At 55.9% G+C, this 14,914-nt stretch carries 11 protein-coding genes, 3 tRNA genes and 1 riboswitch; of the genes, 4 read left to right on the forward strand and 10 right to left on the reverse strand.

The window, feature by feature from the left end; genetic code table 11:
• Window positions 1-5: 5 nt before the first annotated feature.
• A complete protein-coding gene (locus tag ACOZ42_RS09920; protein ID WP_230406167.1) occupies window positions 6-1,565 on the reverse strand; it encodes a nitrite reductase in 1,560 nt (519 codons plus the stop codon).
• A gap of 318 nt (window positions 1,566-1,883) precedes the next feature.
• On the opposite strand from ACOZ42_RS09920, the gene ACOZ42_RS09925 reads away from it, so the two are divergent.
• Window positions 1,884-3,356, forward strand: a complete 1,473-nt coding sequence (locus ACOZ42_RS09925) for a PLP-dependent aminotransferase family protein (protein WP_003799428.1) — start codon at window positions 1,884-1,886, stop codon at window positions 3,354-3,356.
• A 13-nt stretch (window positions 3,357-3,369) separates the two neighbouring features.
• On the opposite strand, the gene ACOZ42_RS09930 is transcribed toward ACOZ42_RS09925, so the two are convergent.
• The 3 genes from ACOZ42_RS09930 to rnr all read right to left on the reverse strand — a co-directional run bounded on the left by ACOZ42_RS09930 (window position 3,370) and on the right by rnr (window position 8,060).
• Complete coding sequence (locus ACOZ42_RS09930; protein ID WP_039942898.1) at window positions 3,370-4,605, reverse strand: cystathionine gamma-synthase family protein; 1,236 nt, start codon at window positions 4,603-4,605, stop codon at window positions 3,370-3,372.
• A 158-nt stretch (window positions 4,606-4,763) separates the two neighbouring features.
• Window positions 4,764-5,510 (reverse strand): 23S rRNA (guanosine(2251)-2'-O)-methyltransferase RlmB, encoded by a 747-nt coding sequence (gene rlmB, locus ACOZ42_RS09935; protein ID WP_003799424.1) that lies wholly within the window; start codon window positions 5,508-5,510, stop codon window positions 4,764-4,766.
• A 72-nt stretch (window positions 5,511-5,582) separates the two neighbouring features.
• The gene (gene rnr, locus ACOZ42_RS09940; protein ID WP_003799422.1) at window positions 5,583-8,060 is read right to left on the reverse strand and encodes a ribonuclease R; all 2,478 of its coding nucleotides are present in this window, start codon (window positions 8,058-8,060) and stop codon (window positions 5,583-5,585) included.
• Between the two features lie 109 nt (window positions 8,061-8,169).
• Here rnr and ACOZ42_RS09945 point away from each other — a divergent pair.
• Window positions 8,170-8,254 (forward strand) — tRNA-Leu (locus ACOZ42_RS09945).
• Between the two features lie 512 nt (window positions 8,255-8,766).
• Here ACOZ42_RS09945 and ACOZ42_RS09950 read toward each other — a convergent pair.
• Entirely contained in the window at window positions 8,767-9,009 is a 243-nt protein-coding gene (locus tag ACOZ42_RS09950; RefSeq protein ID WP_100214765.1) for a heavy-metal-associated domain-containing protein, read from the reverse strand.
• 678 nt (window positions 9,010-9,687) lie between these two features.
• Window positions 9,688-9,772: transfer RNA gene (locus ACOZ42_RS09955), tRNA-Leu, on the reverse strand.
• A gap of 151 nt (window positions 9,773-9,923) precedes the next feature.
• A riboswitch (SAM-I-IV-variant riboswitch) is annotated at window positions 9,924-10,017 on the forward strand.
• A gap of 118 nt (window positions 10,018-10,135) precedes the next feature.
• Here ACOZ42_RS09955 and ACOZ42_RS09960 point away from each other — a divergent pair.
• The gene (locus ACOZ42_RS09960; protein ID WP_003799419.1) at window positions 10,136-10,480 is read left to right on the forward strand and encodes a hypothetical protein; all 345 of its coding nucleotides are present in this window, start codon (window positions 10,136-10,138) and stop codon (window positions 10,478-10,480) included.
• Here the strand turns inward: ACOZ42_RS09960 and ACOZ42_RS09965 are convergent.
• Both ACOZ42_RS09965 and ACOZ42_RS09970 read right to left on the reverse strand, forming a co-directional pair.
• The gene (locus ACOZ42_RS09965) at window positions 10,477-11,277 is read right to left on the reverse strand and encodes a siderophore-interacting protein (protein ID WP_059317529.1); all 801 of its coding nucleotides are present in this window, start codon (window positions 11,275-11,277) and stop codon (window positions 10,477-10,479) included. The genes ACOZ42_RS09960 and ACOZ42_RS09965 overlap by 4 nt on opposite strands.
• A gap of 2 nt (window positions 11,278-11,279) precedes the next feature.
• On the reverse strand, window positions 11,280-11,852 hold the full coding sequence (locus tag ACOZ42_RS09970; protein ID WP_003799415.1) for a PadR family transcriptional regulator: 573 nt from the start codon (window positions 11,850-11,852) through the stop codon (window positions 11,280-11,282).
• A 160-nt stretch (window positions 11,853-12,012) separates the two neighbouring features.
• Here ACOZ42_RS09970 and ACOZ42_RS09975 point away from each other — a divergent pair.
• Window positions 12,013-12,097: transfer RNA gene (locus ACOZ42_RS09975), tRNA-Leu, on the forward strand.
• A gap of 726 nt (window positions 12,098-12,823) precedes the next feature.
• On the opposite strand, the gene ACOZ42_RS09980 is transcribed toward ACOZ42_RS09975, so the two are convergent.
• Together ACOZ42_RS09980 and ACOZ42_RS09985 are read right to left on the reverse strand one after the other, a co-directional pair.
• On the reverse strand, window positions 12,824-13,897 hold the full coding sequence (locus tag ACOZ42_RS09980) for an NAD(P)/FAD-dependent oxidoreductase (protein ID WP_059318860.1): 1,074 nt from the start codon (window positions 13,895-13,897) through the stop codon (window positions 12,824-12,826).
• A gap of 303 nt (window positions 13,898-14,200) precedes the next feature.
• The gene (locus ACOZ42_RS09985; protein ID WP_415301755.1) at window positions 14,201-14,881 is read right to left on the reverse strand and encodes a prepilin peptidase; all 681 of its coding nucleotides are present in this window, start codon (window positions 14,879-14,881) and stop codon (window positions 14,201-14,203) included.
• Window positions 14,882-14,914 lie beyond the last annotated feature (33 nt).

Genomic DNA, 14,914 nt, shown 5'->3' on the forward strand with positions numbered 1-14,914 from the left:
TTTGCTTAGAATTTTTGGGTTTCAGGCTGCCCGATGGTGAGCCAACGGGTGCGGGCACGCGAGAACACACCGGAGGGGCTTTCCATCTTGTGCTCGGCCACCAGCTCCAGACTGCGGCTGTCATAGATCTTCAGACGATCACCCCAATAGCCAGAGCTGACGTACAGGTAATCACCCGTACGGTTGTAATTGGGAAAGAAGGCGTGACCGCCCACGTCCAGGGTTTTCACGACGGACAAGGTGTTTTTGTCGATCAGCTGAATCCAGGCGGCACGCTTGTCTTTGTCAATAATGTCGACCGCGACATACGGGGCATTGGGGTGAGCAGCCGGCGATTCGGTGGCGCCCGCCACCGGAATTTGTTTCACCACCGAAAAGTCTTTGGTATCCCAGACGGTGACCACAGAGCCCAGTTTGCAACTGCCCATATTGGTGCCGAAAGCCAGCATACGCCCATTGACTTCCGTTACCGCTCCCGAACCGGCATGAGGCTGGCAGCCAGCCGGAATATCGCGCACCACTTTGTCGTCTTTCAAGTCGATGGCCACATACTTGTTGTCATCGTAAGAGGCAACCATGGAATAGCGCCCATCCGGGGTGAGGAAAGTATCGTGCAACATGCGCCCCACCTTGGCCAGTTTGGTCACGGGCATGTCGGGCTTGTCCGGGTCGATGATCCAGATCTGTCCTGCTTGCCGCAGCGTCAGTGCAAATTTGTTATTGATGCGACTACCGATGATCGGACCGCCAGCGGATTTAATGAAATTGCCATCGGGGTCCTCGCCTTCCAGCGCGAGATATTTCACGGGCTCCAGGGTGTCGGCTTTCAAGATAACCATGCTGTTGGGCACGAATGAGCTCAGCGCCAGCCACTTACCATCCTTGGACAGTGCTATCCCGGTGCCCGTCAGACCAATCTTGGCCTGTCGCACAATCTGCAAGGTGTACAGGTCGATTTTATAGACATGGCCATCATCACTTTTCAGATAGGCCCAGCGCTCATGACTGGGGCTGAACTCCATGATGTGGGGTGCTCCCACCGTCGCAATTTCGCCCACTTTCTGGTTGTTCTGGCCATTGATGAAAACCGCACGGGCCTGATTGGCGCCGTCACCCCGACCGTAGCGTCCACGAGCCATGATGACCATCAGATCGTAGACAGAGTCGATCTCGTAATTGGGCTTGTCGGGTAAGGTGGACTCATCGACCAACACCTTCACGCTGGCGCGGATCTGGTCCATCCCCCAGTGACGTTCCACCACAGGCTCATTTTTGATCAGCCTGGCCAGGGCACGGATATCCTCATCGGGCAAACGCCCCACGAAAGGCGGCATCAAGGTATCCGGGATTCCGGTCATGATGGTGCCGCGCAAGGCAATCTCACTTTGAACGAGACGATCCCTGTGCAGACCCGGCGCAATGTATCCACCCCGGTCGGCTGCGTGACAGACCGCACAGTTCTCCTGAAACAGCTTGTCCACCCGCACTTGCTCTTGCGTCGGTTCCGCCAGTGCCGTGCTGACGGTGGCAGACAGGAAGGCCAGGGTCATCATTTTTCTATACATTCCATTACCTCCAACATGTGACTTGCCAAGGGGCAAGGCCATTCAAACTATAACGATTGTTATTTTTTGATGAGAAGGTATGGATACGGACCAAAGAATGGTGACGGTTTTTTTATATCGCAATTACAGTAAATTAAATACTCTTACCGAGATAAAAAAATCGCTGACGATGGGTAAGGTGACAGATCAACAAAGCGGACAAATTTATCACGAACGAAACATCACATTGAGCCAACTCAAGTTAAAAGAGAGAGGGGTTACCTATAGTGGCCCAGCCTGGCTCGCTCTCGATGGTTTTGATTCCTTTCCAGTCCCACCATGTTTTCTTTACCGATTACGCTCTCCCATACTCATAGCCCGCCCTACAAACGACAAATTGCCCGTCAAATCGAAAGCCTGATTTGCTCAGGGCGCTTGCAAGAAGGTAGTCGCCTGCCTTCGATTCAGCGGATGGCGTCTTTGCTTCAAGTGTCCAAAAATACCGTGATGGGTGCCTATGACCTGCTGATTGATTCCAATCTGATTCATAGCGAACCTAGCCGGGGGTTTTTCGTGGCCACCCCTACCCGTCATGGACGCAGTCGTCTGGCACCGGATTTTGTGTTGCAAACGGCGCATTGCTCACGCAGTCTGCGCACCAGCACCGCCCAGGCCAGCGGGGTTCATGTGCCCGCCCCCAGTCTGCCAGTTCGCTTCGATTTCAAGGTCGGACGGCCTTCTGCCCATGCTTTTCCACTGCGTCAGTTTATTCATCTGTCCAATCAGTTGCTGCGCTACGCCGGCTCAGCCATGGCGGAGTACCCGCCACCGGAAGGGCTATGGGGTTTACGTCTGCAGATTGCGGATTATCTGGCGGCCAGCAAGGGAATACTGGCCGACCCGGAACACATCATCATCACCGCAGGAACTCAGGAGTCACTCAGCCTGATTACGGCGCATTTCCTGGATGAGCATAGTTGTGCGGTGCATGAATCACCCGGCTATAACGGGTTCAGGCATCTGCTGGAACGGCATCGGGCACAAGGCATTCCAGTGCCGGTGGATGAGCAGGGTTTATGCACCGGCCACCTGCCCGACAGGCCCGTCCAACTGGCCTTTGTGACGCCATCGCACCAATACCCTTTGGGACATACACTGACGGTGCGGCGGCGTCAGGAACTGCTGGCCTGGGCCAGCACCAGTGGCGCATTGATCATCGAGGATGATTACGACGGAGACTTCTGTTACGGGCCGGCCTTGCCCGCAGCGCTCAAGGCCATGAGCCCGGGACAGGTCATTTACCTGGGCTCATTTTCCAAAACCCTGGGTCCCGGCTTGCGTTTGGCCTACATGGTCTGTCCGCCCCAGCTAAGCCAAGACTTTATCGCCCGCAAGGCGCTGCTCAACAACGGCTCCCCCTGGTTAACACAAGCTGTACTGGCACGCTTCTTTGATGAGTACGACTACCCACGTCACCTGCAGCACTTGCGCCGCCGCTATCTGGACCAGCGCAATATCCTGCTCCAGGGCCTGAAGCACATATGGGGAAATACAGGTGTGATCAGCGGGCAGAATGCCGGCATGCATCTGGCCTTTCGTTTGCCATCGCAAAGCCCGAACGCCGATCACCTGGCCTCGACCGCGCTTCACTATGGCATACGGCTTTACCCTCTGGCCCAGGCCGCCAGCCAGGAAGCAGACGGCACCAAACCGCGCCATCTGCTATTTGGCTATGCCAATCTGGAGCCGGGAGAGCTGCAACAGGCGATGCAGCATCTTGCCCTGATACAGCCTAGGCTGAACCAGGACTAGACAGAGCATGTATTCAGGACTGAGCCAACGCTTGATCAAAGTCCGTGGTCAGATCGACAATTTCCTCGATGCCAACGGAGATACGCAACTGGTTATCAGCAATGCCCATCAAGGCGCGCTGCTCGGCCCCCATTTCATAATAGATGGTGTGCGCAACCGGCAATACCAGACTGCGGTTATCGCCCAGATGGGTAGCCAGCACAAAAACCTTCAGACGATTCAGAAAATCGAAGATTTCGATTTTGTCTTCCAGCACCACGCTCATCAGGCCTCCAAAGCGATTGCCGAACAAGTGGGCGGTGCGCTCATGCTGAGGATGGTCTTCCAGGCCAGGATAACGCACGTGTTTTACCTTGGGGTGAGCCTTCAGATGACGCGCCAGCGCCAGGGCGTTAGCGCAAATGCGTTCCATGCGCAAAGGCAGTGTTTCCGAACCCACAGCCAGACGATGGGCCACGTCAGACGACAAGGTGCCACCCATATCACGCAATCCCTTCTTACGGATCTGCACCAGCCCCCAGTTCTGGGGATTGCCGTTGCGATAGACCTGGGCAATGTTGGGATAGGTGGTCCAGTCAAACAAGCCCGTGTCGGTCACCATGCCACCCAAGGCATTGCCATGACCGCCGATGTGCTTGGACAGGGAATTGATCACCAACGAGGCCTTGAACTCCCGACCCGGCAACAAATACGGCGAGGACAAAGTGGCATCCACCACGTACAAGAGGCCCTCGTCCTGGCACCATTGCCCCACCCCTTGCAGATCGGCCACCTGAGTGCCTGGGTTGGCAATCGTTTCCAAAAAAACCATACGGGTGTTGGGCTGTCGTGCTGCCTGAACTTGCGCCAGATCCGTCGCATCCACCAGCGTGGTCTGCACACCCAGATCCCGCAAGGTGCCCAACAGACTATTGGTATTGCCAAACAAATATTTGCTGGCAATCAGGTGATCGCCCTGACGCAACAAAGTAAACAGGGTCGCCGTCAGCGCTGCCATTCCAGTGGCGAAACTCACGCTGCCCACGCCTTTTTCCATGCGTGTAATCTTGGCTTCCAAGGCCGCCGTTGTGGGTGTGCCCTGACGAGAATAGGTGAAGCCCGATTTGCCTTGAAAGACCGCGGCCAACTCACGTGCATCCTGAAAGCCAAACTCGGTCGATGGGTGCAATGGCTGATGAATAGCGCCGTACTGCGTGCCCAAGCGACGGTCAGAATGCAGGGTGGAGGTAATAAAGCCGTTTTCGTCCATGATCATTTCAAAGCCCAAAATGCAAGTACATCCCATCAACCTTGGTGGGCTTGTGCCCGGCTGATAGCCAATCACTTATTATCTGGTGAAGCAGCCGCTGAAAGCGGCTGTCTTTTATACAAATAAGTAATTAAGTAAGTAACAAGACTTAAAAGAAATTAAGCCTGGCTACGTTGGCGTAACGTCTCGTACAAGCAAACCGCGCTGGCAACACTGACGTTCAGGCTCTCCACAGCCCCCATCATGGGAATGGAGACCAGCTCATCGCAAGTCTCACGGGTCAGCCGACGCATACCCTCTCCCTCGGCCCCCATCACCCAGGCCATAGGCCGACGCGCATCTACCTGATGAAAGGTATGACTTGCCTGGTCGCTGGTCCCCACCAGCCAGACGTCACGCTCGCGCAGCATGCGCATGGTACGAGCAAGATTGGTCACGGTAATGTAGGGAGTGGACTCTGCCGCCCCACACGCGACACGCGACACGGTGGCATTCAGGCCCACGGCACGATCGCGAGGCGCAATCACGGCATGCGCACCCGCGGCATTTGCACTGCGCAGGCAGGCGCCCAGATTGTGAGGGTCAGTAACCCCATCCAAAATCAACAGGAACGGAACCTGGCCAGCCTCTTCAAGATCATCCAGCAATTCGTTGACATCAACCGCCAATTCCTGCTCGAGAGCCAAGGCCACCACACCTTGGTGGCGAGTGCCTTTGGCCAGACCATCAAGACGCTCGACGGGCACTGCCATGACTTTCAGACCCGCCTGCTCAACCTGTTCGATAAAGGCCAACATCCGCTTGTCGCGCCGGGTCTGATCCACATACACCTCCCGCACCGTAGCGGCGCTATAACGAACCCGGGCAATAACGGCATGAAAACCGGCCAAAACCTGCTGAGCCATAACAATCCTTGGAGGAAATAAATCAAAGCAAATAAAGAAAGCCGGGCAAAAGCCCGGCTTGATATTGTACGCCTATCGGCGCCGGCCTCTTGGGCTACGCGTGGATTTGGCCGCTTTGGCCGTCTTTTCCGCGCTGCGCTTTTCATCCCGCTCGGCCTGCTTTTGGGAGGCACGCCGTTGGGACGCAGTAGTGCCCTTTAACGCCAAAGGCTTGGTCGGAGCAGCTTTCTTGATGGGACGCTCGGAAGGATCAGACGCTTCAGCCGCTGCCTTCACAGCCTTATACCCGACTCCCTTGACCAGACGAAACTCGATGCGACGCGCCTCCAGGTCAACGCGGGCTACCTGTACTTGCACGGCATCGGTCAGGCGATAACGCAAGCCCGTGCGCTCGCCACGCAGCTCATTCAAAGTTTCGTTGTACTGGAAATAATCCGCGCCCAGTTCAGAGACATGGACCAGACCCTCTACATACAGAGTATCCAGGGTGACGAAGAGGCCAAAACTGGTGACACCGCTGATCTTGCCGGAGTACTCCTCGCCCACATGCTCTTTTACAAACCAGCATTTGAGCCAGGCTTCCACATCTTTGGAAGCCTCGTCAGCGCGACGCTCGCGAGCCGACAACAACGCCCCCAGTTTTTCCCACCGCGCAAAATCCCGTTTACTGGCGGGCAGCGCCGCATCCCCCGGGTCCTCATCAATAGCCGGAACATAGCGCTCGCCCTTCAAAATACCCTTGATGACGCGATGCACCAGCAAATCGGGATAGCGACGAATCGGCGAGGTGAAGTGGGCATACTGCGAATAGGCAAGCCCAAAATGTCCCGTTTTCTCCGGGCTGTAAATGGCCTGCTGCATCGAGCGCAAACACATGGTCTGAATGATGGCAAAGTCCGAGCGGCCACGCGCTGCCGCCACGACTTTGGCGTAATCGGCCGAGCTGGGTTCATCGCCCCCTTCCAGGGTCAAACCCAAACTGCGCAGATACTCGCGCAAGGCTTCCAGCTTGGGCGGCGTGGGGCCTTCGTGCACACGGTACAGACCGTTGCGACGGCTACGAGCAATGAAATCAGCTGCGCAGGTATTGGCTGCCAGCATGCATTCTTCAATCAGTTTGTGAGCATCGTTGCGAACCAGGGGCTCAATACGCTCGATACGGCCCAAAGGATTGCACACGATCTTGGTTTCGACAGTATCGAAATCAATCGCCCCCCGCGCAGCACGTTGCTCGGCCAGCACACGATACAGGGCATACAGATTCTGCACGGGCTCCAGCACATGCTGGATCTGATTGGCCGCCGGGCCTGTGGGCTGCTGCAGGGCGCTCCAGATATCAGAATAGGTGGTGCGCGCATGCGAGTGGATGACCGCTTCATAAAACTGATAGGCTGAAACGGTGCCGGACTTGGCGCCATCCGCCAACACGACCATATCGCAGACCATGACCAGACGGTCTACCGATGGATTAAGCGAACAGATTCCGTTGGACAGACTTTCGGGCAGCATAGGAATCACGCGGCGCGGAAAATACACACTGGTACCCCGCTCCAGCGCATCCTCATCCAGCGCGTCACCCGAACGCACATAATGGCTGACATCTGCAATTGCCACCAGCAAACGCCACGCCCAGCGGGGCCGTTTACCGGTTCCGATATCGACACGTTCGCAATACACCGCATCATCAAAGTCGCGGGCGTCTTCCCCATCAATCGTAATGAATGGCACATCGCGCAAGTCGACACGGCCTTTATATTCCGAAGGCTTGACCTTGGCAGGAATGCGGGCGGCTTGCTTGAGCGCCTTGTCGGAAAAATCGACCGGCACCTCAAACTTGCGCACGGCAATCTCGATTTCCATGCCAGGATCGTCAATTTCCCCCAGCACCTCAATCACACGCCCCAAAGGCTGACGATGCCGCTCCGGCTGTTGGGTAATCGCTACGGTGACGACCTGACCGGGCTCGGCCTCGCCCTGCTCCCCGCTTGGAATCAGAATGTCATGCTTGATGCGCTGATCTTCAGGCACCACGATAAACGTGCCACGCTCGCGCAGGAAACGTCCCACCAGCTTGCTGGTGTGACGCGCCGTCACTTCTACGATCGAGGCGTCTGGCTTGCCGCGGTACTCTCCGACGATGCGCACCATAACGTGGTCGCCGTGCAACACCTTGGCCATTTCTCGTGGGGACAAGAACAGATCAGGCTGCCCGTCGTCACGCTGCAAGAAACCAAAGCCGTCGCGATGACCCAACACCTTGCCCGCGATAAAACCAGTCTGGCTGTTTTTGCGAATCTTGCCTTCGGGGGAGATCAGCAGTTGTCCATCGCGCTCCATTGCGCGCACACGCCGCTCAAAACCCACCGTAATCTCTTTGCCCAGGCCCAGCTTTTGTGCCAGAGCCTGCATGGTCAGGCCGTCTGCATCTTCGCGCAGCCCCGCCAGGATCGCTTCCCGCGTCGGGGTATCCGGGTCGAAGTCAGGCGGCAATTCATAACGGCCCGTTGTTTGAATACGGTCCTCAGTACTGTCTTGATGTTTTTTATTCAAAAGGACACTTCCATTATTAATAAAGTATGCCTATAATCCTTTTTCTTTGCTGCTTACGCAGCAAAAACGTTGAAGGCTTTTGGCACAGTCATAAGCATACAACGATATTGCCCAGGTGGCGGAATTGGTAGACGCGCATGGTTCAGGTCCATGTGCCTTCGGGTGTGGAGGTTCGAGTCCTCTTCTGGGCACCAAATTCCTCAAAAAGCCGATCATCTTTCGATGATCGGCTTTTTGTTTTGTGCGCCCATACAGCAAGGCGCTTGGGCACCGAGGCAAGGCCCCATGAAAGGTCAGGCCCGCAGCCCCCACTCCACGTGTACGTCCCAAGCCACACCCTTTGCCGGGCTCTTGCGCGTTGACAAGCCATTCGCTGGGCGCCCAGCAAGCCTTCTTATTTTCTTGTCCCAGACTGGACTTGAGAAGGTACGCAGCGAGCAAGGCTTCAAGCCCAAGGACTGCCGTAACGGCAATACAGGCGCATGATTGATTAAGCACGGGCACTTCCGAATAAGAAATCAACACTGCATGATCGGTGGCTTTCTTTACAGGCCTATGAACACATCACCAATCCCATGCGGGAGAAACAAGGGGATCTTTTTCTGCCTGCCACGGCCCCTGCCTCAAAAACCCCGCCTGATTTTTGGGACAAAAAAAACCGACTGCGTTTGAACAATCGGTTTTCCATTTCATAAAGTCGCCGCTATTAACCGCCGCAGCCGCCACAACATGCGCCATCCTCTCCATGCGCTGGCTTGGCAATCTGATAGCCCGCCTGTTCAACCGCGGCATGCAGATCTTCCAACGACACCTGGGTTTCATCAAAACGCACCGATGCCTTCGCATTCTCAAACGAAGCGTCTGCCGCTTGCACACCCTGAACCGCTGCCAAGGCATTCGCCACTTTGTCAGCACACTCAGGGTGTCGCAGACCCGCCAATTTCAACATTCCCACTTGCATTTTTCATCCCTTTAACATGAGGTGAGGCAGTTGATGAAATCGCCACCGCCCATAAAGATATATATTAAATACATCTTATAAATACGGCAAGTGACGATTAGCCATTCAGTACAGGGGTGTACGCACTCCTCCTTCAAAGAACAAGACAAGGAACGAGGACGGCAAGCAGGCTAACTGACAGATCAAGCTACTACTACCACTCGACTGACTGAGTAACTGACCAAATTGCTAGCTAGGCAAATAGGCTTGTTTGCCCATCAGATCGATGGCTGGCTGACAGCACGTGGACGAAGCAAGATCGAATGAACAACGGCGATGGTTGAAAGAACTGGATTCAAACGCCAGCTCAACTGCACCTGAACAAGGCCAGGGAGAAGAGTGCACTAACCATCCTGCCTGGAGAATAAAAGCCATCAAACAGCGCATCGACCTGAGCTGCCTAATACAAAGCAATCTTTGCAGGCAGAAGAACCAGCCTTGTAAGCGCCGTTTACGCTTGAACGCGAACCCAACCGCACAGTCCCTTACCGGTCGGACAGGCTGGCTCCGTCGGGGGCATGAAAAGAGCCAAATTGAACTGCGCCTGGATATCTATACGACCCCGATTTCCCAAACCACAATACAAAAAGCCGACCATCTTTCGACGATCGGCTTTTTGAGGAATTTTGGTGCCCAGGAGAGGACTCGAACCTCCACACCCGAAGGCACATGGACCTGAACCATGCGCGTCTACCAATTCCGCCACCTGGGCTCTGACTGCAACACTTGTTTTTAAACACTTCATTGCAAGACAGAAGATAACTATAACACAATTTTCAATTCGCGCAAACTATTTCTGTTTTTTTATGATGGACAGAAGTTTGTCGGCCTCTTGCGCTTCATGAAAATCGCTTTTATGCTTATTGCAATATCAAGAGTTGGGGTAACCCATGCCAACCTGTGTACCCGCACAAGGTGGATTCAAGATATGGCCATCTGGCAACCAAAGGGATCGTTATGACAACAACCCGCTGCCAGCGGGTTTTTTTATGCCTGACCTAGCAGGCGCTCAACGGGTTCTTTAATCCAACTTGCTCACCCGGAAGCCGCTTCCAAGAGCTAAACAGGAGAAACTATGTCTGCACCGTACTGCTATCACCTCACCCTAGAACAGCAAAGCTACCGCATTGTGCTTCGTCCTGGCTGTTCGCGGCTGGCCGTTGTCCGCGAACAGCATGCGGATACTGTCGGAGATTATGAGCCTCGCTGGCTGGGCTCCAGTTGTCGAGGCGGCTATTGGACCCGTTTTCAGCCTGATATCGACAGCACATTGCTGCTGAACATGGATGCGATCGCACGCCTGATTGACCAGCATCGCCTGGCGCATCCCGAGACAACGCTGGACACAGACCTGCAGCCAGTGCTGCACGTGGGTGGCCGCTTGCGCGCCCAACCCTACCCTCAGCAACAAGCCGCTTAATCCAGACGAGGGGCCTGATCGCCCTGATCGCCTTGGCGCCAGTAACTGCTGGCCCGAATCGCGTTCTTATCCAGGCCACGCTCCTGCACCCAGTATTCACGCAGCCCTTGGGCAACTGCGTATTCTGCCGCCACCCATACATAGCCGGTGCCGCTGGGCTGCGCCGCAGCCCGCAGCGCGTCCAGAATGCCCGGCAACCCGGCCAGTGATGGAATCCAGTTCACCGTAACGTGATCGGGCGCCGCTAGCGTCCCTACCGTCAATAAATTGCGCGCCAAGACATACACCTGCACGTTCACCGTGGCAGGCAGTTCATGGATGCGTCGTGCCATCGCAGGTATGGCAGTTTCGTCACCGATCAGGACTTGCCAATCCAGTTCCTTGCTGAGCAGAAAGGAGCCACGGGGTCCCGCGACCCCCAGCTTATCACCTTCCTTGGCTTGCATGGCCCATCGGCACGCCGGGCCGTCACCGTGGAGCACAAAATCAATATCCATCTCCTGTTCCGCCGCGCGGTAGTCGCGCGGCGTGTAATCACGGATGGGAGGTTTTTCCTGCCCCGCCGCAAAGACCATACCGCGCTCACCCATTTGGGGCAGACGCAGGGAATGGGTGGCTGGATCCGGAAAAATCAGTTTGACGTGATCATCAAACCCCGGCGAGTAAAACCCCTCTAGGTCAGCACCCGTCAGGGTAATGCGCAGCATGTGAGGTCCCAGCTCACGGCGATGCTTGACGGTGAGCAATCGCAACTTCAGGGGATGGGCCACTTTTTGCGTTAATTGTTCGGACTGCATGCTTAAGACTCCTTGGGCAAATTGCGTATTTCGGCGATGGCTTTCTCCAGAATTGCCACCACGTCAGCCTGTCGTGCCAGACTGGCTGTCGATTGTTCAAACATGGCCTGTTTAAGACTATGGCGTACCTGGACAAATTCGGGCAGCCAACCCGTCTGTTCCTGCGCGGCCTTTAAATCCTCGTCACTACTCTGTTCAGCCAGCATCTGCCGTATCCATACCCGCTTGCGCCCGCGGTAGGTCAAGGACTGCAGTAGGTAGTCACACTTCTCTTTCTGCGCCTCAAGATACGCCAGCCCCTCCGGAGTCAGGCTGTACATCTTGCGGCGCCCTTGCTCCTCAATCAGAACCCAACCTTGAGTCGCACAAAAGGCCAAGGCCGGATACACCGCGCCGGCGCTGGGCACATAACTGTTCTGGCTGATCTGCGCAAAACGACGGATTAGTTGATACCCATGAGTGCTGCCTTCCTTGAGCAAGGCCATCAGCATGAGCTGCATAGCTCGGGCAGAGTACTTTCGACCCTGCCCCATATCCTGCAACATGCGCTCGACATCCATTGTGTTGAATTTCATAGTCACACTCTTATGCTATATCACTCGACACATATTAATGATAATGAGAATGACAATCAACCAAAAATCAAAATAAACCGTGCCCAATGAAAATGCTTGCATTTACCAAAAGATTCATCCTATAATTTAATGCTTGAGACGGGCAGCAGCCCTTATCAAAGCCCAGGTGGCGGAATTGGTAGACGCGCATGGTTCAGGTCCATGTGCCTTCGGGTGTGGAGGTTCGAGTCCTCTCCTGGGCACCACAAATTCCTCAAAAAGCCGATCATCAAAAGATGATCGGCTTTTTGCTGTGTCCGCACCCAAACGCTAAGATCTTCGAGCCCCTTACAGGAGCGCACGAGGCCCCCACCCCGACCTCCCCCCCCTGAAGTACAGCAGTCAAGCTGAACACCAAACGCAAGCACCGCGATCAGATAAGTACTAAAAATCGGGCAACTTACCTTGATATCTGGGCAGCGCTTCCCCAGGGGCGGACAAGCTTAGCGCCGGGCCCAAAGCGAGCAGCAGAAAAGCCACAAGAAAAATCAGGCCAAGAAGAAAAAAGTTTGGATCAACAGTCACTTACACTACCTGAAACCAGGAAAACCAGTTCGTGCGGCCCAAGCACATAACATGCCCATTACAAAATACGAATAGCGGCTATATGTTCATTCTTTTGAGTAAACGCGTACGCCGTCCTATCGAGCTACCACTCAGTCTGAGCTGAAACCGTGAAACCAGCAGCGCAAAAGACCAGTTTGAAAAGCCCCAGAAAGTTCATGGCCTCGCACGGAGGCGAACCTGCCCTGATCGACAGATCTGATGTATACCCCCTTGCCAACGGGCACAACCGTCAGGGGGAGACACCGATCTCCTTGACCCCGAAGATCCAGCGACAAAAAAGCCGAAACAGATGCTTTATTCTGCTTCGGCTTTTTGACATGCACAGGCCCATCACCTTTTGCTCGGCTGGCCCACCCTTTTGCTGACTACTCCAAAGGGCGATGACGGCGTTGCCAGAATGGCTGCGCCGCATAACGCTGCTCCCTACCGTACAGGGCATGTTGAGCATTCAGGTGACGCACCAGACCCAGCAAATAGTCTTTTTCATACGATCGTGCCGGCTCAGGGTTTCCTTGCGTCAGGGCCAGAGCCGCCTGTGCCGATTGCGAGCCGCTCCACAGAGCCGTAGCCAGACCATTGGCCGCCAAGGGGTCCATGGCGGCGCCCGCATCGCCAGCGCGAAGGAGACGGCCTTCAACAAAGTGAGACACGGTGGCGCTGGCAGCTGCGCTGACGGTAGGAGCACAGTCGGCCATTTGATCGATCAAGCCCAGACTTTCCATACGCACGCGCGCTGCATCGGCGCAAGCCAGTAAACCGGCCCACGTCGACCCATCATGACTCAAAGCGTCAGGCAAGAGATCCGCATCCGAGAACAAGGCCACCGTCAAACGATGGCCGGGCATGGGAGACAAATACCACCATCCCAACTCCGCCGCTTCGACCAATGAAGCCGCCAGAGGCTCCGCTCCCTGCGGTAGATCAAAAACACGCCAGGCCGCGACCAGCCTGTCCAGTCGTTGACGCTTGGCAACCGACCCGCAAGATACTGCCGCGCGACCGCTGCAATCGATCAAGGCAGCGGCTTCCAGGCTCGTGCCATCCGCCAATCTGACAGTAAGCCCGTGAGGCTGGTGTTCCAGGCTCAGAACTCGTGTGCGACGCAAGCTGAGTTTCTCTTCTTTCTGCAATCGTTCAAGCAGCACCTGCTCCAAACGTGCCTTGTCCAGCAGGTACCCCTGACCATCCTCGTCCTGCACGGTGCGCAGCCCTTCATTTCCCCATACCGAAAAACGCCCCTGAGAACGCAGAGCCACCGTCTCATCCAGGCAGCTTTCCCATCCCAGACGGGTCAAGACCTGGGCACCGCGTTCAGACAAGGTTTCACCCCACGAAGGCTGCCGCTCTGGCGGAGCCACCAGCGTCACAGCCTGACCTTGCATACTCAGACGGCGCGCCGCTGCCAAACCCGCCACACCAGCACCAACAACAATAATCATCCCTTCATCCCCAGGTTCCCGTCCGCTTTATCAGCGGGATAATGTCCATAGAACCGCCTTGTGCGTCTGCTGACCGCTTGGGCACAATGGCTGCCAGCCCGACTGGCCCGGGACGTTTTACCACGACTGCCCTGCCAGCCCCAACTATCACCTATCGGCCGGGAGCGAGTACCCAGGATGCCAAGCGAGATGCGCCGCACTCACAAAAGGGTCAACACGACCTGTCGGTGGACACTTCCGGCCCCTGCGGCGGGCATGGGCAAACCATCAAATCTTGTTTAGCTGAGCGAATGCCCCTGCTTCTTAAAAAAGGCGAGGCAGAGAAAACAGCATGATCCAGCCCCCCAGGACCAGATAAGGCCCAAAATGAATGGCCTGCCCTGCCGCCAGCCGACCACCCAAGCGCAAGATCAGCACGGCCAGCAAACCCAGGACAGAGGCAGACAAGAGAATGCCGGGCAGGGCACTTGCCCCCAGCCAGGCCCCTAGGGCCGCCAGCAGCTTGAAGTCGCCGTACCCCATGCCGGCACGTCCGGTCAGCAGCAGGAAACCATGATTCAAAAGCCACAGCAGACCATAACCCAGCGCTGCACCCAGCACCGCCAAGGGCAACGTGGTAAAGGTGTGATCCAGATTGACCAGCAGGCCCAGCCACAACAAAGGCAAGGTCAGGCGATCGGGCAGGTAGCCGGTTTCCGCATCAATCCAGGCCAGTAAAGCGGTAACGGCGATCCAGACACAGGCAGCCACTGCGGCCGGAGTCAGTTGCCAGCGCCACCCTGCCCAAAGCATCAGCCCCAAAGCCAGGGCCTGGCACACCCACCCCCATTGCCGGTGTAGTCGACGTGGGCGTGTACTCAAGCCGGACTCCAGTTCGATGGGCAGACTCCAGGACAGGCGCCGGGCGGGCCAATAAAAACAGACGGCCAAAACCAGAGCAACTCCCATTCCCGCCCAGGCATTGCCCCACGACGTCCACATCATAATGATCCTTCACCCGATTAATGAAAAGTGCGT

Source organism: Alcaligenes sp. HNGD-HTN06 (assembly GCF_049932565.1).
GTDB classification, from domain to species: Bacteria; Pseudomonadota; Gammaproteobacteria; order Burkholderiales; family Burkholderiaceae_B; genus Alcaligenes; species Alcaligenes ammonioxydans.

Bases quoted from the DNA above. Each gene is read 5' to 3' on its own strand.
- ACOZ42_RS09920 (WP_230406167.1), bottom strand. From the start codon at position 1,565: ATGTATAGAAAAATGATGACCCTGGCCTTCCTGTCTGCCACCGTCAGC.
- ACOZ42_RS09925 (WP_003799428.1), top strand. From the start codon at position 1,884: ATGTTTTCTTTACCGATTACGCTCTCCCATACTCATAGCCCGCCCTAC.
- ACOZ42_RS09930 (WP_039942898.1), bottom strand. From the start codon at position 4,605: ATGGACGAAAACGGCTTTATTACCTCCACCCTGCATTCTGACCGTCGC.
- rlmB (WP_003799424.1), bottom strand. From the start codon at position 5,510: ATGGCTCAGCAGGTTTTGGCCGGTTTTCATGCCGTTATTGCCCGGGTT.
- ACOZ42_RS09950 (WP_100214765.1), bottom strand. From the start codon at position 9,009: ATGTTGAAATTGGCGGGTCTGCGACACCCTGAGTGTGCTGACAAAGTG.
- ACOZ42_RS09960 (WP_003799419.1), top strand. From the start codon at position 10,136: ATGTCTGCACCGTACTGCTATCACCTCACCCTAGAACAGCAAAGCTAC.
- ACOZ42_RS09965 (WP_059317529.1), bottom strand. From the start codon at position 11,277: ATGCAGTCCGAACAATTAACGCAAAAAGTGGCCCATCCCCTGAAGTTG.
- ACOZ42_RS09970 (WP_003799415.1), bottom strand. From the start codon at position 11,852: ATGAAATTCAACACAATGGATGTCGAGCGCATGTTGCAGGATATGGGG.
- ACOZ42_RS09980 (WP_059318860.1), bottom strand. From the start codon at position 13,897: ATGATTATTGTTGTTGGTGCTGGTGTGGCGGGTTTGGCAGCGGCGCGC.
- ACOZ42_RS09985 (WP_415301755.1), bottom strand. From the start codon at position 14,881: ATGATGTGGACGTCGTGGGGCAATGCCTGGGCGGGAATGGGAGTTGCT.